The following is a 19,723-nucleotide window of genomic DNA, read 5'->3' on the forward strand; positions in this document are numbered from 1 at the left end:
CCGCGAGGAAGTCTTGCACTCGGGAAGCCCTGCCAAACGAGAGCGAATCTTCTTCGCGCGGGCAAAACTTCGCCCGCACGAACACAATTCGCCCTCGTTTGGAACGCGGCTGGGCGGTTCAGCCCTCTCCGGCGAGCACGAACAACCCGTCCGCCGTCTGCTCGATCAGACCGTCGACGAGCAGCGAGTCGAGCGCGCGGGCGCGCTGCCCGGGATCCTGCGGCCATGCCAGGTCCAGCCTTCGCCGCTCGACCGGGCCGTGGGCCCCACGCAAAACATCGAGCAGCCGTCCCCGTGCCTGCCGGTCGGTTCCCTCGTAGCGCTGGGCGGCCTTCTTCGGGCCGGTTGCGGCCGGTCGTCCCGCCTCCTGCCAAGCGCAGCGCGGGAGCGGGCAGACGTCACAACGCGGTGACCGAGCCGTACACACCACGGCGCCGAGTTCCATCAATCCCGCGGAAAGCGTTGCGGCGCGGGCGCGTTGGGTGGGCAGCAGGGCGCTGACGTCGGCGAGGTCGCGCCGAGTCGACGGGTTGCCCGCCTCCGCCAGGCCGTGCACCGCCCGGGCGACGACCCGGCGAACGTTGGTGTCCACCACCGGAACTCGTTGCCCATAGGCAAAGCACGCGACCGCCCGTGCGGTGTAGTCCCCGATCCCGGGCAGAGTCAACAGAGTGTCGACGTCGTCCGGCACCTCGTCGCCGTACTGTTCGGCGAGCACCCGGGAACATTCGTGCAGCCGCATCGCGCGGCGCGGGTAGCCGAGTTTCCCCCAGGCGCGCAGCACCTCACCCGTGGTGGACGCCGCCATCGCGGAGGGCACCGGCCACCGTTGCACCCACTCCAACCAGATCGGCGTCACCCGCACGACCGGTGTCTGCTGCAGCATGATCTCGCTCATCAGCACCTGCCAGGCGGTGACACCGGGGCGGCGCCACGGCAGATCCCGCGCGGTGTCGGTGTACCAGTCGATCACCGCGCCGGCGTCGAATGCGGCGCCCATCAGGCGCGACCGAACGGTATTTGCATGGTGTAAGTCAGGGCTGTACTCGCAGGTAACCAGTGGTGTGTGCAGAATGGCTGCATGCCGAATAGCAATCCGATCAGTGCCTGGAAGTCCCTTCGGGACGGCAACGAGCGATTCGTCAACGGCAGGTCTCTGCATCCTAGCCAGGGCATTGCCGACCGCGCGAAGCTCGTCGACGGGCAGAAGCCGACCGCAGTTCTGTTCGGTTGCGGTGATTCGCGAGTCGCGGCGGAGATCATCTTCGACCAGGGTCTCGGCGATATGTTCGTGGTTCGCACCGCCGGGCACGTCATCGACAGTTCGGTGCTCGGGTCGATCGAGTACGCGGTGGACGTACTGAATGTGCCGCTTGTGGTCGTGCTCGGCCACGACCGCTGTGGCGCAGTTGCTGCGACGCTCAAGGCGCTCGACCACGGCGAGGTCCCCGGCGGCTTCATCCGCAGCGTGGTCGAACGGGTAACCTCCTCGATCCTGATCGGCCGCAAGGAGGGCCTTTCGACGGTCGATGAGCTCGAGGCGCGCCATGTCGTGGAGACCGGCAAGTTGATCCAGCAGCGGTCGACTGCGATCGCCGACAAGGTCGCGGCCGGCTCGGTGGCGATCGTGGGCGTCACGTACCAACTCTCCGATGGCCAGGCGGTGCTGCACAGCGTCGTCGGCGATATCGGCGAGACCGTTTGAGCCAGTCCGCGCACGCACGCGGCACAGCTGTGACCGGGTTCAAATCCGACACGCCGATGCAGGTCAGCCGCAGTAAGCGGCCGTCGCTCTACCTTGAGAACCGTGTTTGAAACGAACGGTCCGCTGCCACCCGAGATCTATCAGCGTCGCCGCTGGCTCGCTATCGGGCTGGCTTCCTTCGCAATTCTGGTCGTCATCGGACTGATCGCGGTCATCGCCGGCGGAGGTGGCGACGACCCGTCGCCCACCGCGGCGGCAAGCTCGGAAACGCCCACGACCACGCAAACGCCGGCTTCGGCCAGCGCCACTCCCTCGGGTAGTGAGACCGCGTCGGGTACCGCGACCACCTCCGGCGCCGCCACCTCGGGGGCCGCCTCGCCGGCCGCCGCGACTCCGCCGGGGCAGTGCCCGGACTCCTCGCTCGCGGTAAAGGCGACCATCGCGCAGCCGACCTACAAGGTGGGCCAGGAGCCCGAGTTCGGCATCGTGATCACCAACATCTCTACCGCACCGTGCGAGCGTGACCTCGGCGCCGGCCTGCAGCAGGTGCTGGTCTACACCCTCGACGGTGTGCAGCGGCTGTGGTCGAACTCGGACTGCTTCCCCAGCGCCACGCCGGATCTGCGGACGCTCACACCCGGCCAGCAGGCCGCATTCACGGTGAAGTGGTCCGGCACTACGTCCCAGCCCGAGTGCGCCGGCGAGCGCGTCCCGGTCGCGCCCGGCGCGTATACCGTGATCGCCCAGCTCGGCGCGCTGCGCAGCGGCGCGGAGCCGTTCAACCTCGCCTGAGCCGGAACGCCCGACAGCGGAGTGAACGGAAGCGTTCACTCCGTCTAACGCAACAAATCTTCCATTCACGGCACCCAAATTCCGTGCGCCCTGCCGGGCCTGCAGACCTCGGCTAGGGTCGGATCAGTGACCGTTCGCGCAATACTGTTCGACTTCTCCGGCACTCTGTTCCGCCTCGAGGAACAGGAAAGCTGGGCGGAGGACCTCACTCACTCCAGCGGCGAGCCGTTCGATTTCCACCATCAGGCCGAGATCATGCGCCGCATGACCGCGCCGGTCGGATTGCCGGTTGAGCTCGACGAGGAGAGCCGCCACGCGTATTTGAACCGCGATCTCGACCCCGCCCTGCATCGCAAGGCCTACCTCGAGATCCTCCGGCTGTCCGGGGTGCCGACAGAGGAGCAGGCGCTGAGCCTGTATCGGCGCCTGACCGATCCCGCCGAGTGGACGCCCTACCCCGACACCGGCGAGGTGCTCGCGGCGTTGTCGGCGCAGGGCATCAAAACCGCGGTGGTCAGCAATATCGCCTTCGATCTGCGTCCCTGCTTCACCGCGCGTGGCTGGGACCGTTTCGTCGACGAGTACGTGCTCTCCTACGAGGTTGGCGCCATCAAACCCAGCGAGGCGATTTTCCGGGCCGCGATTGATCGGCTCGGGGTCGACGCGGCGGATGCGGTGATGGTGGGCGATAGCAAGACCGCCGATGGCGGCGCGGCCGCGCTCGGTTGCGCGTTCGAACTCGTCGCGCCGGATCCCACCGCGGATCGCACGGATGCATTGCGAGATGTGCTGCGCCGTTACGGTTTTCAGGCCAGTGCGGCGGCAGATCAGTCGTAGGGCCCGGAGATGCTGGTCTCGGCGAGCCGGGATAGCCCCTCACGGATCTGCCGAGCCCAGTAGTGCCCGATTCCCTCCACGGCCTGTAGGTCGGCCGCGGTGGCGGCGAGCAGGCCCTGCAGATTGCCGAATGCGCCGACGAGCGACTGCACCTGTACGAAGCGCAATCGTGGCACCCGGGTGAGAACCCGGAAACCGCGCGGGGTCATCGGCTTGTCGAGCGTCTCGATCGTCGCCGGATAGCCGAGCACATTCGCCAGTGCCGTCGGATCGAGCAGATCGGCGTCGGTGAGGGCGGCCAGCGCCGCGAGAGCTTGGTCCACCGCGGCAGTGGTTGGCGAATCGGGCCCAGCGAGGTAGTCGCGGACGAGCAGTTGGCGTGCTGTTTCGTTGTCGCCGACCAGTTCCTCGAGCTGCAGCGCGAGCTGGCGACCGTCGGTGCCGAGTTCGAGCACGTGCTGATCGATTTCGATCGAGATCCGGCGCACCATTTCGAGCCGCAGCAGCGCGGTAAGCGCATCGCGCAGCGTGACGAAGTCCTCGATCTCGATGACCGAAAGCTGCCGGGTCACCTCGTCGAGCCGCGCCTTGTACCGCTCCAGCGTGGCGACGGCCTGGTTGGCCCGGGACAGGATCGTCGTGGAGCTCGCCATGACATGGCGGACACCGGCGACGTAGACGCTGACGATGCTCATCGACTGGCTGACCGAGACCACCGGATACCCGGTCTCGATCCCGGTTCGCTCCGCGGCACGGTGCCGAGTGCCGGATTCCACGGTCGGGATCTTCGGGTCTGGCACGAGCTGCACATTCGCACGGACGATGCGCTTGCCGTCCGAGGACAGCACCACCGCGCCGTCCATCTTGGACAACTCACGAAGTCGGGTCGGTGCGAATTCCACGTCGAGTTCGAAGCCGCCATCGCATATTGCCTCGACGTGGTCGTCGTAGCCGAGCACGATCAGCGCTCCGGTGCGGCCGCGCAGGATGCGCTCGAGACCGTCGCGAAGATCGGTTCCGGGGGCGATTCGGGCGATGGTATCGCGCAGGCTGGTCAGCGACTCGACGTCGTGCATCCACCCTCCACACCTCGCGCGGTCGGCCAGGTTATCCGTGGCCGGCATTCGACAATACCGAGCGGCGATCCGAGCGAACCGAAAAGGCGATTCGCAGCGCGGCGCGGTTAGCGGATTGTGACGAGCGCGTCGAGTGCCGCGGCGACGGTGGGCACTACCGTCGCGGTGATTCCCGCAGGCAGCGGGCCGTGGTCCGGCGGAACCAGCGCATGCGTGAACCCGAGGCGGACCGCCTCGCTGAGCCGGCGGGAAATTCCGGACACGCGGCGGATCTCCCCGGCGAGCCCGACCTCACCGAGCACGACCACCCCGGCGGGGAGTGTGCGATTGGTCAGTGCGGTGGCGACGGCGAGCGCAGTCGCGAGGTCTGCGGCGGGCTCGGTTACACGCATGCCGCCGACTGTGGCCACGTACACCTCTTTGTTGGAAACTCTTATCCCGCAACGGCTGTCGAGCACGGCGAGCACCATGGCGACCCGGCTGGAGTCCAGCCCGCTCACCGCGCGCCGTGGGGTGGGCGCGGGCGAATTGGTGACGAGTGCCTGCAGTTCGCCGAGCAGCGGCCGCTTTCCGTCCATCGTCACCGTGACCGCGGTGCCCGGGACCGCACTGGTGCGGTGGTGCAAGAAGAGCTCGGAAGGATCCGCAACCTCCGCGATGCCCTCTTCGCGCAGTTCGAAGCACCCCACCTCGTCCGACGCACCGAAGCGGTTCTTGATGCCCCGGACCATGCGCAGCATCGAATGCCGATCGCCCTCGAACTGCAGCACGACGTCCACGAGGTGTTCGAGTGTCCGTGGCCCAGCTACGGTGCCGTCCTTGGTCACGTGGCCGATCAGCAGGACCGCGATTCCCGTCGACTTCGCCAGCGAGGTGAGGGTGGCGGTGACGGCGCGGACCTGCGTGACGCCGCCGACGACGCCCTCGGTTTCCGCGGCGCACATGGTTTGTACAGAGTCCACCACCAGCAGCGTCGGCCGGACCTGCTCGACATGCCCGATGACGGTCGCGAGGTCGGACTCAGACGCCAGATAGACCCGGTCGTGCACGGCACCCGTGCGATCGGCCCGCATGCGTACCTGCCCGGCGGATTCCTCGGCGGTCACGTAGAGCGCCGTGTCCTGCGCGGAGCGCTGCGCCCAGCGGTGCACAACCTCGAGCAACAGTGTCGACTTGCCCACACCGGGCTCGCCGGCGAGCAGGATCACCGAACCGGCGACAACGCCGCCGCCGAGTACGCGGTCGAGTTCGCCCACGCCGGTCGGTTTGGCCAGCGTCGCCGCGGCGTCGACGGCAGAGATCGGCAGAGCCGGAGTGCTCGGCAGCATGCTCGCGGAGGCGCCGGAGCCCACACCTGTGAGGGCCCGGGCAGGCGCTTCACCGACCGATCCCCATTCGCCGCACTCGGGGCACCGGCCGACCCATTTGGGAACCGCGTACTGGCACGACGAACAGCGAAAGCTTGCCCTGGGTTTGGCCACGCAGCGCAGCCTAGAAGTGTGCCCCGACAAATTTGCCGGGGCACACGGGAAGTTCTGAGTCGAGCGTGGGGACTTAGTGTCCGCCGCCCCCGTGCTCGGCTGCCTCGCCGGCCGCCTTCTCGGACTCCTGGTAGCGCGGGGTGTCGTGACCGGCGTCGACGGGCACCTGCACGGTGACCGCGCCGTTCTCCTTGAAGTCGAAGGTGACTCCGATGGTCAGGCCGGGGGTCAGGTCCTTCTCGAGGTTGGTGATCTCGACGAGCAGCGGAGTTTCCTCCTCGGTCGCGAGCTCGGTCTCGGTTTCCGCGGTGCCGGCCGCCTCGGCGACCAGGTCACGCTGCGGCTTCAGCTCGGCCGGGAGCGCGGGAGTCACGACGACCTTGCCCGCGTCGGTGGTGATCGCGGTCAGCTCGTCCGGGGTATCCGGGCTGTTGTTGATCGCGACGAACCCCAGCGTGGCCTTGCCACCTTTGCTGTTCGTGTACTCCTCCGAGTTGGGGTACGCGATGTGGACGTTGCGCAGCGAGATCTCGCCGATGTCGGCGAAGTTGCCATTAACGGCCGCGACCTGGTCCGAAGTCTGGGTAATTTGCCCGGCGCTGCAGGCCGAGAGCACCAATGCGCCACCCGCGACGAGCGCGGCAATAGTGGCGGCCCGGCGACTGGGACGAACCAGCGCCGAAAGCGAGCCAGTCCGAGCAATGCGAGCAGTCACGGGTAGTCCTCCATCGAGTACGGGCGTTATCCACTAGGCAGAGTAGTAGTCGGCTATGAAGCCTAGGCGTCCGGGCCGGTCGGTACCGCTCGAAACGGCTTCCGCCACAGCGCCGAACAGGCTTCTAGAAAAATCGTTAGATGCACGAATTGGTCGGGATGTCAAGTGTTCCGATAACCGCTGCACGGCCCTGACCTGCACTCTTGCTGGGCCGGTGTCTGGAACCCGTGTTAAACTGGCTACATCGAAAGGGGCACGGGACAGATGAATTTTGAGGTCGGAGACACCGTCGTTTACCCCCACCATGGAGCGGCGCTGATCGAGGCAATCGAAACTCGCACTATCAAAGGTGAGCAAAAAAAGTACCTAGTACTTAAGGTCGCGCAGGGTGATCTCACCGTCCGCGTTCCCGCTGAAAACGCCGAATATGTTGGCGTGCGCGATGTTGTCGGTCAAGAAGGGCTCGACAAGGTCTTCCAAGTTTTGCGCGCGCCGCACACCGAAGAGCCGACCAACTGGTCGCGCCGCTACAAGGCGAACCTCGAAAAGCTTGCGTCCGGAGACGTGAACAAGGTGGCCGAGGTCGTGCGTGATCTTTGGCGTCGGGAGCAGGATCGCGGGCTGTCCGCGGGTGAAAAGCGAATGCTGGCGAAGGCTCGCCAGATTCTGGTCGGGGAGCTGGCTCTGGCCGAAGGCACCGATAACGCCAAGGCCGAGATCATCCTCGACGAGGTCCTCGCCGCGGCTTCCTGACAGTGACATCCCATTCAGCCGGGCCGGTCGTAGCGATCGTCCCGGCTGCTGGCCGCGGTGTGCGTCTCGGCGCCTCCGCGCCGAAGGCATTCGTCCCGGTGAACGGCGTCCCAATGGTGCGCCTTGCGGTCGACGGACTGCTGGCCTCGGGTGTGGTCGACGACGTGGTGGTCGTCGTGCCCGAGGAACTGGTGGAAACGTCGGCGCAGCTCCTTCCCGATAACGTCCGCGTCGTCGCTGGTGGCGCCGAGCGGATCGATTCCGTCCGGGCAGGGATCGCGGCCGCTTCGAATGCCGGCATCTACCTCGTGCATGACGCCGCCCGTGCCCTCACCCCTCCCGCCCTCATCGCCCGGGTCGTCGCCGAGCTGCGCGCCGGCCGCGACGCCGTCATTCCCGCCCTCGAAGTCGCCGACACCATCAAGAGCGTCGATCTGCTCGGTGGCGTCACCGCAACCCTGAACCGTGCCGAGTTGCGTGCCGTCCAGACTCCGCAGGGCTTCAATGGTGACCTTCTGCGAACCGCCTACGCCGCCGTGACCAACGACTCGGACATCACCGACGACGCCGGTCTGGTGGAGCGGGCCGGTGCGCGAGTGCGTGCGATTGCCGGCGATCCGCTCGCTTTCAAGATCACAACGCCGCACGACCTCACTGTCGCGGCAGCGCTGCTCGCCGCGACCTCGGCCGGAGGGGCCGGCTGATGCGGGTCGGTATCGGCAGCGACGTTCATCCGATCGAACCGGGTAGGCCCTGCTGGATGGCAGGGCTGCTGTTTCCCGACGACGACGGCTGCGCGGGACATTCCGACGGAGACGTCGCCGTGCATGCGCTGTGCGATGCGCTGTTGTCCGCGGCCGGTCTGGGTGACCTCGGTTCGGTGTTCGGTACTGATCGCCCGGAGTGGTCCGGCGCAACCGGTGCCCGGATGCTCGCGCATGTGCGGGAGTTGCTCGCCGAGCAGGGCTATGAAGTTGGCAACGCCGCCGTGCAGGTGATCGGTAACCGGCCCAAGATCGGTCCGCGCCGGGCCGAGGCGCAGCAGGTGCTCACCGAACTCGTCGGGGCTCCGGTCTCCCTTTCCGCGACCACCACTGACGGTCTCGGGCTTACCGGGCGGGGCGAGGGAATTGCTGCGATCGCCACGGCGTTGATCCAGCCTGTCGCTCACCAGTGACCGATCGACCAGGCGCGCGCCGGTCGACCAACTCGGCATGTGCAGAAAACGTCCAGGTAGGATCGCATGTCGTGACCTCCCCCGCTGCGACGACGCTTCGCTTGTTCGATACCGCGACGCGGACGCTGCGCGACTTCGTGCCGCTGCAGCCCGGCAAGGTCTCGATCTACCTGTGTGGCGCGACCGTGCAGGGCGAGCCGCACATCGGCCATGTGCGTAGCGGTGTGGCGTTCGACGTGCTGCGGCGCTGGCTGCTCGCACACGACTACGACGTCGCATTCATCCGCAATGTCACCGATATCGAGGACAAGGTCCTAGCCAAGTCCGCTGCTGCGGGACGCCCGTGGTGGGAGTGGGCGATGACTTATGAGCGCGCCTTCGATCGTGCCTACCAGGCGCTCGGGGTGCTGCCGCCGTCATACGAGCCGCGCGCCTCCGGCGAAGTCCCGAAGATGATCGAGCTGATGCAGCGACTCATCGACAACGGGCACGCGTACGCCTCGGAGGGCAACGTCTACTTCGACGTGCGCAGCTTCGCCGACTACGGAAAGCTGTCCGGGCACAAGCTCGATGACGTTCATCAGGGTGAAAGCGCAGGCGAAGGCAAACGCGATGCGCGGGACTTCACGCTGTGGAAGGCCGAGAAGCCCGGCGAACCCTATTGGGAGACGCCGTGGGGTCGCGGCCGGCCGGGCTGGCACCTGGAATGCTCGGCGATGGCCGAGACCTACCTTGGTCCCGAGTTCGATATCCATTGCGGCGGACTCGATCTCGTTTTTCCGCATCACGAGAACGAAATCGCTCAGGCCAATGGTGCAGGTTCTCCATTCGCGCGGACCTGGCTGCACAACGGCTGGGTCACCATGGGCGGCGAGAAGATGTCGAAGTCGCTCGGCAACGTGCTTTCTGTGCCGAACGTACTGAAAAAGGTTCGCCCGCAAGAACTTCGATACTACCTCGGTAGTGCGCACTACCGCTCCATGCTGGAGTACTCGGACAATGCGCTCGAGGTCGCGGCGAAGTCGTACCAGGGCATCGAATCCTTCGTGCTGCGCGTCGCCGAGCGTGTCGGCGATGTGCCGATCGGCAAGTGGACCAACGCTTTCGCCGAGGCGCTCGATGACGATCTCGGTGTGCCGAAGGCGCTCGCCGAGGTACACGCGGTTGTCCGCCAGGGCAACAAGGCGCTCGAATCGGGCGACAATGTCGCCGCGCTCGAATCGGCGGGTCAGGTTCGCAGCATGCTCGGCATCCTCGGCGTCGATCCGCTCGACGAGCACTGGGCGAGCGCCGATACCGATGCCACTGCCGCGCACGATGCGCTCGACGTGCTGATTCAGGCCGAGCTCGTGCGGCGTCAGCAGGCCCGCGAGGACAAGAACTGGTCGATCGCCGACGAGGTCCGTGATCGGCTCAATGCCGCCGGTATCGAAGTGACCGACACGCCCAATGGACCCGAGTGGTCCCTGAAGTCAGGACGCTGATGGCCGGAAATTCGCAGAGGCGCGGCGCAATCCGCAAGGCTGGCACGAAGAAGGGACAGGTCGCCGGGTCCGGTGGAAACCGCCGTCGTGGTCTCGAGGGCCGCGGCGCGACCCCGCCTGCCGAGATGCGCAAGGGACATGTTGCCCAGCGCCGTGCCAAGGCGACGGCAAAGGCGACCACGCAGCGCTCGAACACTCGGCCCGCAGGTCGTAAGGCCGAGGATGGTCCGGAGACCGTCCTCGGTCGCAACCCCGTCGTTGAGTGCCTGCGCGCTGGTGTGCCCGCGACGGCTCTGTATGTCGCGGTGGGCACCGAGAGCGACGAACGGCTCACCGAGAGTGTGCAACTCGCGGCGGACGCCGGTATCGCGATCCTCGAGGTGCCGCGTACAGACCTCGACCGGCTGAGCGCGAACGGCCTGCATCAGGGTGTGGCGCTTCAGGTTCCGCCGTACCGGTACGCCCATCCCGAAGACCTGCTGTCGAGCGCGCTGTCGAGTGGCGAACCCGCGCTTCTCGTCGCGCTGGACAACATCACCGACCCGCGCAACCTCGGCGCAGTGGTCCGCTCGGTCGCGGCATTCGGCGGCCACGGCGTGCTGATCCCGCAGCGGCGTAGTGCCAGCGTGACGGCTGTCGCGTGGCGCACCAGTGCCGGCGCGGCAGCACGGCTGCCGATCGCGCGCGCCACGAATCTCACTCGCACCCTGAAGGATTGGGCGGCGAAGGGCGTGCAGATCGTCGGCCTTGACGCCGGTGGCGACACGACTCTCGACGACTACGACGGTTCCGGACCGGTGGTCATCGTGGTCGGATCCGAGGGCAAGGGTCTGTCCCGACTGGTCCGCGAGACGTGCGACAGCGTGCTGTCGGTCCCGATGGCCGGACATGTGGAGTCGCTCAACGCCTCGGTGGCGGCAGGCGTCGTGCTCGCCGAGATCGCTCGGCAGCGTCGCCTCGGCTGAACGCCGGGCCGTATCGGCTGTGGAACGGACCTGCTCAGGAGCTTTCGATGGCTTCCTTGATCCGCAACCCAAACGCCGGAGCGTCCTTGCGGGCAGCGCGAACCGCCAGCGGCGCAAGGAGCTTGCCGAACCCGTGCCCCTCCAGATCGTTGAATATCGTGACCCGAGTGCCCGTCGCCGACGGCTCCAGGTCGTAGCCGCCGAACGCCGCGGTGACCTGGTTCTTTGAACGCTCGGCCCAGCGGATCTTCGTCGGTGCGGTGAACTCGGTGTATTCGAATTCGCGCTTGGTTGTCATACCGGCGTCCTTGACCGTGCTGACGAATACTGTCCCGACACCAGGCGGGCCGTCGGTGGCCTTGGTGATCTCCTGAACGCGCGGGCTGAACTTCTTGTCGTTCACACCGGCCGCGAGGAATTCGAAAACCTCGGCGATCGGGCGGTCGATATCAACTGTTGCTTCGAATCGTCCTGTCATGACAGGCCTCCGATCAGTGATTTGACCGGAGAATAGCCCCTCCGCCACCCGAATCGAGCGAAATCAGGCTGGGCAGATGGTGGGAACCGGTGACACGGCACGCTGGCGACAGCGAATCAGCCCGGTACGACCGCGTTGGCCATGACGAGGCAGGCGATCGTGCCGGCCAAGATGCTGACCACGGCGTTGCGGCGCCAGAGATGGACAGCGACCGTGACGGCGACGCCCGTGATCTCGGGTAGGCCGTGCGCGGTACCCGAAAAGTCAATGGTGGCAATGCAGTACGTGGCAAGGATGACCACGGCGCCCAGCGGCATCCACCGGCCGATGTCGGCAAGCAGGTCCGAGTCGGCCATCGCCTTTCGAACGCCGAACGGGGCCGCGCGCAACGCGAGGGTGATCGCGACGGTCACCCCCAGGGCGAGCGCGAGGTAACTAGCGTCAGGCATGGCGGGTCCGCTTGGCGTATCGGTGTCGCATGATCAGGGTTGCGGCGAACAGGCCCATGGCCACCAGCAGCATCGAGTCCGGCGCAACGACCAGCGCGACAGCGGCGCAGCCGAGCGCCGCGATGAGGGTGCGCTGGTCGGGTCGATCGCGGTAGGCGTCCAGGGCCAGCACCACGAACAGCGCGGTGAGTACGAATTCGAGGCCGTCGAGTCCGCCGAGAAATTGCGTTCCGACCAGGCCACCCGCAAGGGCGCCGACGGCCCACGACATGTGCAGGCCGAGTTGGGTCCAGAGGATGCGTGCACTGGTGAGCGCGTCGGAGTCCCTGTTTGTCAGGACGGCATAGGCCTCATCGCACAGTGCGAACATGCTGTAGGCCTTGCCCCATCGAGTCTCGACCCGGTGCAGCGGGAACGACAGTCCGTAGAACAGATGGCGCGAATTGACCAGCAGAGTGGTCAGGGCGATGGCGGTGATTGGGGCCGCGACGGCGAGCATGCCGACGAGGATGAACTCGACCGAGCCGGCGAATACGACCGCCGAGATCAGCGGTGCCAGCCACCAGTCGAAACCGTGGCTGGTGACGAGGACGCCGAATCCCACACCGAGGGCGAACACCCCAGCCCACAACACTCCCGTCTCGCGGGCGGCCTCACCGAGTGCGGAACGTGACCTTTCGCTGCCGGGAAGAGTTGCTGTGGCCATGGGGCAATATTATTTGAAATCCTCCGCAAGATGATTGCCAAAAATTGTCCACAGCTTCGCAGTAGCGCAATATATGAGTTATGGATGCCCTCGATAGTGCAATCTTATTGCAGTTGCAGCAGGATGGCCGGTTGTCCAATCAGGATCTTGCCGCTCGGGTGGGCCTGACGCCGGCGCCGTGTCTTCGTCGGGTGCGACGGTTGGAAGCCGACGGCGTGATCACGGGGTATGCCGCGATCGTCGATCCGGCAGCATTCGAGCGAGGGTTGGAGGTCATCATCCATGCGGACCTCGTCGCGAAGAATCTCGGGACGGTGGCAGCGTTCGAGGAACGCGTCGCCGCGATGGACGAAGTTGTCGAACTGCGCCGAATGTTCGGAATTCCCGACTACTTCATCCGGGTGCAGGTCGCCGATCTGGCCGCCTACGAGCGTTGGCTGACCACGCAACTGATGGGCGATCCTGCGATCGCACGCGTCGATTCACGCATCACGATGAAGCTCATCAAGACCGGGCATCACTGACGGGTCTGCCGTACCCGCCACCGCCAGGGGTATAGACGACGAGCATGTCACCGGCTGCGAGGTCGACGGAATCCGAGCCGTCCATAGGGTCGATCGAGCCGTCGGTGCGATGAACCTCGTTGCGGCCCGCCTCGCCCTCGCTGCCACCGGCCATGCCGTAGGGCGCGTTGCGTCGATTGTTCGACAACATGCTCACGGTTACTGCCTCGGTGAATCGCAGCCGCCGGACCGCGCCGTCACCGCCGCGCCACTGCCCCTCGCCGCCGCTGCCGTGCCGGATCGCGAACTCCTCCAACCGCACCGGGAGTCGCCATTCGAGCACCTCCGGATCGGTCAGCCGCGAGTTGGTCATATGCGTCTGCACTACCGGGGTGCCGTGGAACCCGTCGCCGGCACCCGACCCCGAGCTAACCGTCTCGTAGTACTGATGGTTCTCGTTGCCGAAGGTGATGTTGTTCATCGTCCCCGCGCCCTCCGCCTGGACCCCGAGCGCGCCGTACAGCGCGCCCGTAATGGCCTGGGAGGTCTCGACATTGCCGGCCACGACGGCCGCGGGATACTCCGGCGAGAGCATCGATCCCGCGGGCAGCACGATGTCGATCGGTTCGAGGCAGCCGTCATTGAGCGGGATGTCATCGGCAACGAGGGTGCGAAAGACGTACAGCACAGCGGCATTCGCCACCGACGACGGCGCGTTGTAGTTCGTGCCGAGCTGAGCTGAGGTACCGGTGAAGTCGATTGTCGCCGTGCGCTTGTCGCGATCGACGCCGAGTGCGACGGAAATGGTCGCGCCGGAATCCATCTCGTAGCGGAAGTCGCCGGGCGAAAGGGTGTCGATTACGCGCCGCACCGATTCGGCGGCATTGCGCCGTACGTGGGTCATGTAGGCGTGCACAACGTCGAGGCCGTACTGCTCGACCATCTTGCCGAGTTCGTCGACGCCCTTCTGGTTCGCCGAGATCTGGGCGCGCAGATCGGCGATATTTGTGCGCGGGTTCCGGGAGGGGTACTCCGCGCCGGTCAGCAGTTCGACGGTGGCATCTTCGCGGAACTCGCCCGCGGCGACGAGTAGCCAATTGTCGAACAGCACACCCTCCTCGTCCACAGATGTGCTGTGTGCGGGCATGGATCCCGGTGTGAGACCGCCGATCTCGGCATGGTGCCCGCGCGAGGCGACCCAGAACAGCACGTCCTCCGAGTCTGAGCCGAGCACCGGCGTGATGACGGTGATGTCCGGCAAGTGCGTGCCGCCGTGGAAGGGGTCATTCACTGCGTACACATCACCGCGGCGCACACCGCGTTCGTCGGCGGCGCGTTGGGTGATGACCTCTTTCACGCTCGGACCCATCGAACCGAGATGCACCGGAATATGTGGCGCGTTGGCGATGAGGTTGCCCTCGGGGTCGAATACCGCGCAGGAGAAGTCGAGCCGCTCCTTGATATTCACCGACTGTGCAGTGGATTCCAGCCGAGAGCCCATCTGCTCGGCGACCGACATGAACAGGTTGTTGAAGATCTCCAGCAGCACCGGATCGGCCTCGGTGCCCGCGCTCGCCGCCGCGCGCGGCTGGGCACGCTCGATCAGCAGGTGTCCCGCGTCGGTTGCCCGCGCCCGCCAGCCGTCATCGATCACGGTGGTGGAATTTGCCTCGGTCACGATTGCGGGGCCGGAGATCGCGGTGTCGGACGTCAGCGTCTCCCGCGCAATACAGGGGACGTCCCGCCACTCGCCGGCGACGAACATTCGAACGGTCCGATCTGAATCCGATTGTGCTGCAACAGCATCAGCCTTCGCCGCGCCGGACAGATCGGTGGCGTCGGTCCGGCCCGTTGCCTCCACGGCTACCGCCTCGACGACCATCGGCCGGTCCATCAGGAATGAGTAGGTGCGCCGGTGCGATTCCTCGAATGCGGCCACCATGTCCTCGTAGGCTCCGAGTTCCACCTGTACCGCGGTGTCGGTGCCGTCGTAGCGAACATGCGCGCGACGCATGATCGAGATGCGATCGTCGGGCACATTGTCGTCGCGCAGCTCCGCACGAGCGTCGTCGGCGAGTTCGTCTGCGACGGATTCGATCTGGTCCATCGACGCGGGGTCGAGCCGCGCCTCCACCGACTGTTCGCGCATCGCCGTCGTATCCGCGAGGCCGATGCCCAGCGCGGACAGCACACCGGCCATCGGTGGCACCAGCACCGCATCCATACCGAGTGAATCGGCGACCGCACAGGCATGTTGGGCGCCCGCGCCGCCGAAGGTGGTGAGCGCGTAGCGCGTGACGTCGTGCCCCTTCTGCACCGAAATCTTCTTCACCGCATTGGCCATATTCGCGACCGCGATCTGCAGGAAGCCCTCGGCAACCTGCTCGGCGGTGCGATCGTCGCCGGTCTGCTCGTGAATCTCGGCGGCCAGCGCTGCGAACTTCTCGCGCACCACATCCACGTCGAGCGGTTGGTCACCCTCCGGTCCAAACACATGCGGGAAGAAGTCCGGCTGAATGCGGCCCAGCATGACGTTGGCGTCGGTGACCGCGAGCGGGCCGTCGTTGCGGTAGCTCGCGGGGCCGGGATCGGCACCGGCCGAGTCGGGTCCGACCCGGTAGCGGCTGCCGTCGAAATGCAGGAGCGAGCCGCCGCCCGCCGCGACCGTGTGGATGTCCATCATCGGCGCGCGCAACCGAACGCCGCCGACCTGGGCGTCGAACACCCGCTCGTACTGGCCGGCGTAATGCGACACGTCGGTGGAGGTGCCGCCCATATCGAAACCGATCACGCGGTCGAATCCGGCTAGCTCCGACATCCGCACCATGCCGACGATGCCGCCCGCGGGACCGGAGAGGATCGCGTCCTTGCCGCGGAAATGTTCGGCCGCAGCGAGACCACCGTTCGACTGCATGAACATCAGCGAGACCGGATTGCCTTCGCTGCCTTCGGTCCCGGCGAGTTCGTCGGCCACCTGCGCGACGTAGCGCCTAAGCACAGGGGAGAGGTACGCGTCGACCACCGCGGTGTCCCCGCGCGGGACGAGTTTCATCAGGGGGCTCACCTCGGCGGAGCACGACACCTGCGAGAAGCCGACGTCGTTCGCGACCGCGCCGATCGCCTCCTCGTGCGCGGGGTACAGGTGGCTGTGCATGCACGCCACGGCGACCGCGGAAACGCCGTCGGCGCGGACTTGCTCCAGGGCAGTGCGGACCGCGTCGAGATCAGGTTCGCGCAGCACAGTGCCGTCCGCCGCGACCCGCTCGTCGACCTCGATCACCGTCTCGTACAGCGGCTCCGGCAGCACGATGTGCCGGTCGAAAATACGCGGCCGGTTCTGGTAGCCGATTCGCAGCGCGTCCTTGAACCCACGCGTGATCACCAGTGCGGTGCGCTCGCCCTTGCGCTCGAGCAGGGCATTGGTGGCGACGGTCGTGCCCATCCGCACGACCTCGACCAGCTCGGCGGGCACCGGGGTATCGGCGTCAACGCCGAGGAGTTCACGGATGCCGGCGACCGCGGCATCCCGGTAGCGGCCGGGATTCTCGGACAGCAGCTTGTGCGCGACGAGTGAGCCGTCCGGCCGCTTGGCGACGATATCGGTGAACGTGCCGCCGCGATCGATCCAGAACTGCCAACGCCCGCCGCCCATGGGCCGATCCTAGGCGGGCACTGAGATGGCGGCGAAATGCCGGACGACTCGGTTCGCACGCCCCAAACGGGTGCAAATTGTGTAAACGGGGCCGAAGTTTCGCACCCACGAACACAATTTGCCCCCGTTTGGGCGGGTCCTAGGCCGGGACGGCGAGCTTGCGGCCCGCGGTCTTCTCCCGTCGCGATCCGATGAACCGGCAGATCAGGTAGATCACGAACGCGATCGCGGTCACGAAGCTCGACACCGGAACGCCGGGTGCGAGCGAGAGCAGAATGCCACCGACCGCGGCGAGTTCGGCGAACAGGACTGAGAGCAGCGTCGCACGCAGCGGGTCCGCCGTGACCCGAGCGGCCGCGGCCGCGGGGGTGATCAGCAGTGCGAGTACGAGCAGCGCGCCCACGATCTGCACGCCGAGCGCCGCGGCAACGCCGACGAGCACCGCGAAGACGATCGTCAGCCGGCGCACCGGAACACCGCGCGCGACGGCAACTTCCGGGTCGGTGGAGGCGAACAGCAACGGCCGGTACACGAACGCCAGCACGATCAGCACGGCGATCGAGCAGCCGAGCAGCAGGTTGAGACCGCTGTTCCCGACGCCGACGATCTGTCCGACGAGCAGCGCGAAGCTGGTGCCGGTGCGGCCCGGATACAGCCACAGGAACAGCACGGAAAGACCGAGTCCGAACGAGATCACGACGCCGATCACCGAATCGCGTTCGCGGGCACGGGCGCCGAGCAGGCCGAACACCACTGCGGCAACCACCGAGCCGAGCACCGCGCCGAGGCCGACACTGATTCCAGCCAGCAGCGCCGCCGACGCGCCGGTGAGCGAGAGTTCGCTGATGCCGTGCACTGCGAACGACATCTGCCGGCTGATGATGAGCGGCCCGAGCACGCCGGCGAGCAGGCCGAGGATCGCGGCGGCGACGAGCGCCTGCTGCACGAAGCCGTACGACAGCAGGTGTGCAGTGGTGTTGAAGTCGAACATCTTGGAGAAGACGTCGCCGAGTCGGTCGTTCATCAGTGCTCCTCGGCGGGATGGTGGCCCCCGGTGGACCCGAGCGCGTCGACGGCGTCGCCGGTGCCGACCACGATGAGGCGGCCGCGCACGTGCAACACGTCGACGTCGGTCTGGTACAGCTCCGAAAGCACCTGCGAGGTCATCACTTCGCGTGGGTGGCCGATGCGGAACTTGCCCTCGACGATGTAGAGGACCCTGTCGACGAGCGGAAGGATCGGGTTGATCTCATGCGTCACGAACAGCACTGCGGTGTTGTAAGTGCGCCGTCTCCGCTCGATCAGCTCGGAGACGAGTTGCTGATTGGCGAGGTCGAGGCTCAGCAGCGGTTCGTCGCACAGCAGCACCTTCGGGTCTCCGACGAGGGACTGCGCGACCCGAAGCCGCTGCTGCTCGCCGCCGGAGAGCGTGCCGAGCGGGGCGTCCGCGAAATGCTGAGCGCCGACCTCGGTGATTACTTCGTCGACGATGCGCCGCCGACGCGCCCTGTTGCGCAACCCGATTCCCCACTCGTGTCCGTCCACGCCGAAGCCGACGAGGTCGCGGCCGCGCAGCGGAACACCGGCGTCGATCGACTTCTGCTGGGGGATGTAGCCGACATCGGAGTTACCGGCTCGGGCCGGATGTCCGGCGATGGTTGCGGTGCCGTCGGACAGGTTCAACTGCCCAAGGAGGACCTTGAGAAGCGACGTCTTGCCGGACCCGTTCGGGCCGAGGACGGCTACGAATTCGCCCGGGGCAACGTCGAGTTGGAGGTCACTCCACAGTGTGCGGTCGCCGAACGCGAGTCGCGCGTTCTGCAACGAGACTGCGGGAGTGCCCGCGGGCGCTGTGGTCACTGCGGCTGATCCAGAGCGGCCGCGAGCCGCTGGGCGTTGTCGGTCTGCCAGGCGGCGAAGTCGGTGCCCTCGGGCAGCGTCTCGGTCACGGCGACGATTGGAGTCCCATTGCCCTGTGCGACCTTCCGGAACTCCTCGGTCAGCTTGTCCTGGGTCTGCGAGTTGTACAGCAGCGCGCGCACGGTCTTGCCGGCCAGCAGATCGCGGGTCTGCGCCACGGCATTCGGCGACGGGTCGGTGCCCTCCTCGATCGCGTTCTCGAGCTCGGGCGGCGTCACGTCACGCACATCCGCTGCCTCGAGCAGGTAGTGGGCGATGGGTTCGGTCTGCACAACCGGCGCGCCCGGATGCTGCTGCGCGATCCGGTCGGTGATGTCGAGGACGCCATCCAGTTGCCCGCTGAACGATGCTGCCCGTGCGTGGAAGTCGTCGGCGCGCTCCGGGTCGAGTGCGGCGAGTTCGTCGGCGATCCGTCCGGTAACGGCCTGCACGGTCGGCATGTCGTACCAGACGTGTTCGTTGACGGACCCGTGATCGTGCCCGTCGTGCGTGCCGGTGGTGGCGTGATCGTGTTCGGCATGAGCCGCCTCGGTGTCGAGGGAGTCGAACGCGTCGATCGTAGGCTTGCCCGGCTCGCTGTCGAGGATCTTCTCGATGAACTCGTCGTAGCCGCCGCCGTTGAAGACGACCAGGTCGGCGTCGATCACCGCGGCCGCGTCGGCCGGGCTCGATTCGTACGAGTGCGGGTCGGCGCTGGGGTCCGTGATGATCGAGGTGACGTCCGCGTCCGGCCCTGCCACTGCGGACACCACGCTGCCCCACACATTCGTCGACGCGACGACATTGATGCGTCCGGCGTCGGCGTTGTCCGCGCAGCCCGATACGGCGGCGGTCGTGAGCAGCGCAGAGCCGATCATCGTGACCAGCGAACGGCGCGCGGAACGGGCGGGCATGGCGTCTCTCCCCGACTTAATGGAAATGATTTCCATTGAGTTTAGCGGGGTACCTCCGCGCTGGGAAATCCGCACTCGATCTCACATGGTGAACGGAACATTTGTTGCGTTCAGCGGGGTGAATGGAATCGTTCACT

20 protein-coding genes are annotated in these 19,723 nt (G+C 66.6%); 9 read left to right on the plus strand and 11 right to left on the minus strand.

The annotated features are described in order from the left end of the window. Positions 1 to 118: 118 nt before the first annotated feature. A complete protein-coding gene (locus A8G08_RS22840) occupies positions 119 to 1,000 on the minus strand; it encodes an HhH-GPD family protein (protein WP_068279221.1) in 882 nt (293 codons plus the stop codon). Positions 1,001 to 1,081: 81 nt separating this feature from the next. Here A8G08_RS22840 and A8G08_RS22845 point away from each other — a divergent pair, with 81 nt between their 5' ends. From A8G08_RS22845 to A8G08_RS22855, 3 genes are all read left to right on the plus strand, one after another. Further along, complete coding sequence (locus A8G08_RS22845) at positions 1,082 to 1,705, plus strand: carbonic anhydrase (RefSeq protein WP_068279225.1); 624 nt, start codon at positions 1,082 to 1,084, stop codon at positions 1,703 to 1,705. A gap of 102 nt (positions 1,706 to 1,807) precedes the next feature. After that, positions 1,808 to 2,497 carry a hypothetical protein gene (locus A8G08_RS22850; RefSeq protein ID WP_068279228.1) on the plus strand — a complete coding sequence of 230 codons (690 nt, stop codon included), beginning with the start codon at positions 1,808 to 1,810 and terminating at the stop codon, positions 2,495 to 2,497. A gap of 126 nt (positions 2,498 to 2,623) precedes the next feature. Beyond that, positions 2,624 to 3,334, plus strand: a complete 711-nt coding sequence (locus A8G08_RS22855) for an HAD family hydrolase (protein WP_068279231.1) — start codon at positions 2,624 to 2,626, stop codon at positions 3,332 to 3,334. On the opposite strand, the gene disA is transcribed toward A8G08_RS22855, so the two are convergent. From disA to A8G08_RS22870, 3 genes are all read right to left on the minus strand, one after another. Continuing rightward, positions 3,325 to 4,410, minus strand: coding sequence for a DNA integrity scanning diadenylate cyclase DisA (gene disA, locus A8G08_RS22860; protein ID WP_068279239.1), 1,086 nt, complete (start codon positions 4,408 to 4,410; stop codon positions 3,325 to 3,327). The genes A8G08_RS22855 and disA overlap by 10 nt on opposite strands. Before the next feature lie 107 nt (positions 4,411 to 4,517). Continuing rightward, on the minus strand, positions 4,518 to 5,891 hold the full coding sequence (radA, locus tag A8G08_RS22865) for a DNA repair protein RadA (RefSeq protein WP_068279242.1): 1,374 nt from the start codon (positions 5,889 to 5,891) through the stop codon (positions 4,518 to 4,520). Positions 5,892 to 5,964: 73 nt separating this feature from the next. Further along, on the minus strand, positions 5,965 to 6,606 hold the full coding sequence (locus A8G08_RS22870) for a copper chaperone PCu(A)C domain-containing protein (RefSeq protein ID WP_245672961.1): 642 nt from the start codon (positions 6,604 to 6,606) through the stop codon (positions 5,965 to 5,967). Between the two features lie 264 nt (positions 6,607 to 6,870). Here A8G08_RS22870 and carD point away from each other — a divergent pair, with 264 nt between their 5' ends. From carD to rlmB, 5 genes are all read left to right on the plus strand, one after another. Continuing rightward, a complete protein-coding gene (gene carD / locus A8G08_RS22875; RefSeq protein WP_068279245.1) occupies positions 6,871 to 7,359 on the plus strand; it encodes an RNA polymerase-binding transcription factor CarD in 489 nt (162 codons plus the stop codon). Between the two features lie 2 nt (positions 7,360 to 7,361). Then, the gene (ispD, locus tag A8G08_RS22880) at positions 7,362 to 8,063 is read left to right on the plus strand and encodes a 2-C-methyl-D-erythritol 4-phosphate cytidylyltransferase (RefSeq protein WP_068279247.1); all 702 of its coding nucleotides are present in this window, start codon (positions 7,362 to 7,364) and stop codon (positions 8,061 to 8,063) included. Beyond that, complete coding sequence (ispF, locus tag A8G08_RS22885) at positions 8,063 to 8,536, plus strand: 2-C-methyl-D-erythritol 2,4-cyclodiphosphate synthase (protein WP_068279250.1); 474 nt, start codon at positions 8,063 to 8,065, stop codon at positions 8,534 to 8,536. The genes ispD and ispF overlap by 1 nt, the downstream gene beginning before the upstream one ends. A gap of 71 nt (positions 8,537 to 8,607) precedes the next feature. Next, complete coding sequence (gene cysS, locus A8G08_RS22890; protein WP_068279298.1) at positions 8,608 to 10,020, plus strand: cysteine--tRNA ligase; 1,413 nt, start codon at positions 8,608 to 8,610, stop codon at positions 10,018 to 10,020. After that, complete coding sequence (gene rlmB / locus A8G08_RS22895) at positions 10,020 to 10,985, plus strand: 23S rRNA (guanosine(2251)-2'-O)-methyltransferase RlmB (protein ID WP_068279252.1); 966 nt, start codon at positions 10,020 to 10,022, stop codon at positions 10,983 to 10,985. Before cysS ends, rlmB begins: the two co-directional genes overlap by 1 nt. A 34-nt stretch (positions 10,986 to 11,019) precedes the next feature. Here rlmB and A8G08_RS22900 read toward each other — a convergent pair whose 3' ends face one another. The 3 genes from A8G08_RS22900 to A8G08_RS22910 form a co-directional block, all read right to left on the minus strand. Continuing rightward, positions 11,020 to 11,463, minus strand: a complete 444-nt coding sequence (locus A8G08_RS22900; protein WP_068279255.1) for an SRPBCC family protein — start codon at positions 11,461 to 11,463, stop codon at positions 11,020 to 11,022. Positions 11,464 to 11,579: 116 nt separating this feature from the next. Continuing rightward, on the minus strand, positions 11,580 to 11,912 hold the full coding sequence (locus A8G08_RS22905) for a branched-chain amino acid transporter permease (protein WP_068279258.1): 333 nt from the start codon (positions 11,910 to 11,912) through the stop codon (positions 11,580 to 11,582). Next, positions 11,905 to 12,618: an AzlC family ABC transporter permease gene (locus A8G08_RS22910; protein ID WP_068279261.1), complete on the minus strand. Its 714-nt coding sequence runs from the start codon at positions 12,616 to 12,618 to the stop codon at positions 11,905 to 11,907. Before A8G08_RS22910 ends, A8G08_RS22905 begins: the two co-directional genes overlap by 8 nt. An 80-nt stretch (positions 12,619 to 12,698) precedes the next feature. On the opposite strand from A8G08_RS22910, the gene A8G08_RS22915 reads away from it, so the two are divergent. Continuing rightward, on the plus strand, positions 12,699 to 13,142 hold the full coding sequence (locus A8G08_RS22915) for an Lrp/AsnC family transcriptional regulator (protein ID WP_068279264.1): 444 nt from the start codon (positions 12,699 to 12,701) through the stop codon (positions 13,140 to 13,142). Here the strand turns inward: A8G08_RS22915 and A8G08_RS22920 are convergent. The 4 genes from A8G08_RS22920 to A8G08_RS22935 all read right to left on the minus strand — a co-directional run bounded on the left by A8G08_RS22920 (position 13,123) and on the right by A8G08_RS22935 (position 19,586). Further along, complete coding sequence (locus A8G08_RS22920; protein ID WP_068279267.1) at positions 13,123 to 16,773, minus strand: hydantoinase B/oxoprolinase family protein; 3,651 nt, start codon at positions 16,771 to 16,773, stop codon at positions 13,123 to 13,125. The genes A8G08_RS22915 and A8G08_RS22920 overlap by 20 nt on opposite strands. A 139-nt stretch (positions 16,774 to 16,912) precedes the next feature. Continuing rightward, the gene (locus tag A8G08_RS22925; protein WP_068279270.1) at positions 16,913 to 17,797 is read right to left on the minus strand and encodes a metal ABC transporter permease; all 885 of its coding nucleotides are present in this window, start codon (positions 17,795 to 17,797) and stop codon (positions 16,913 to 16,915) included. Next, positions 17,797 to 18,633 (minus strand): metal ABC transporter ATP-binding protein, encoded by an 837-nt coding sequence (locus tag A8G08_RS22930; protein WP_068279273.1) that lies wholly within the window; start codon positions 18,631 to 18,633, stop codon positions 17,797 to 17,799. Before A8G08_RS22930 ends, A8G08_RS22925 begins: the two co-directional genes overlap by 1 nt. Next, on the minus strand, positions 18,630 to 19,586 hold the full coding sequence (locus A8G08_RS22935) for a metal ABC transporter solute-binding protein, Zn/Mn family (RefSeq protein ID WP_068279276.1): 957 nt from the start codon (positions 19,584 to 19,586) through the stop codon (positions 18,630 to 18,632). The genes A8G08_RS22930 and A8G08_RS22935 overlap by 4 nt, the downstream gene beginning before the upstream one ends. Between the last annotated feature and the right edge of the window lie 137 nt (positions 19,587 to 19,723).

The sequence above is a fragment of the Aldersonia kunmingensis genome (assembly GCF_001646865.1).
GTDB lineage: Bacteria > Actinomycetota > Actinomycetes > Mycobacteriales > Mycobacteriaceae > Aldersonia > Aldersonia kunmingensis.

Coding starts and splice junctions, on each gene's coding strand:
- A8G08_RS22925 (WP_068279270.1), bottom strand. CDS start 17,797: ATGAACGACCGACTCGGCGACGTCTTCTCCAAGATGTTCGACTTCAAC.
- A8G08_RS22900 (WP_068279255.1), bottom strand. CDS start 11,463: ATGACAGGACGATTCGAAGCAACAGTTGATATCGACCGCCCGATCGCC.
- rlmB (WP_068279252.1), top strand. CDS start 10,020: ATGGCCGGAAATTCGCAGAGGCGCGGCGCAATCCGCAAGGCTGGCACG.
- A8G08_RS22935 (WP_068279276.1), bottom strand. CDS start 19,586: ATGCCCGCCCGTTCCGCGCGCCGTTCGCTGGTCACGATGATCGGCTCT.
- carD (WP_068279245.1), top strand. CDS start 6,871: ATGAATTTTGAGGTCGGAGACACCGTCGTTTACCCCCACCATGGAGCG.
- disA (WP_068279239.1), bottom strand. CDS start 4,410: ATGCACGACGTCGAGTCGCTGACCAGCCTGCGCGATACCATCGCCCGA.
- A8G08_RS22845 (WP_068279225.1), top strand. CDS start 1,082: ATGCCGAATAGCAATCCGATCAGTGCCTGGAAGTCCCTTCGGGACGGC.
- A8G08_RS22840 (WP_068279221.1), bottom strand. CDS start 1,000: ATGGGCGCCGCATTCGACGCCGGCGCGGTGATCGACTGGTACACCGAC.
- A8G08_RS22915 (WP_068279264.1), top strand. CDS start 12,699: ATGGATGCCCTCGATAGTGCAATCTTATTGCAGTTGCAGCAGGATGGC.
- A8G08_RS22905 (WP_068279258.1), bottom strand. CDS start 11,912: ATGCCTGACGCTAGTTACCTCGCGCTCGCCCTGGGGGTGACCGTCGCG.
- A8G08_RS22910 (WP_068279261.1), bottom strand. CDS start 12,618: ATGGCCACAGCAACTCTTCCCGGCAGCGAAAGGTCACGTTCCGCACTC.
- ispF (WP_068279250.1), top strand. CDS start 8,063: ATGCGGGTCGGTATCGGCAGCGACGTTCATCCGATCGAACCGGGTAGG.
- A8G08_RS22920 (WP_068279267.1), bottom strand. CDS start 16,773: ATGGGCGGCGGGCGTTGGCAGTTCTGGATCGATCGCGGCGGCACGTTC.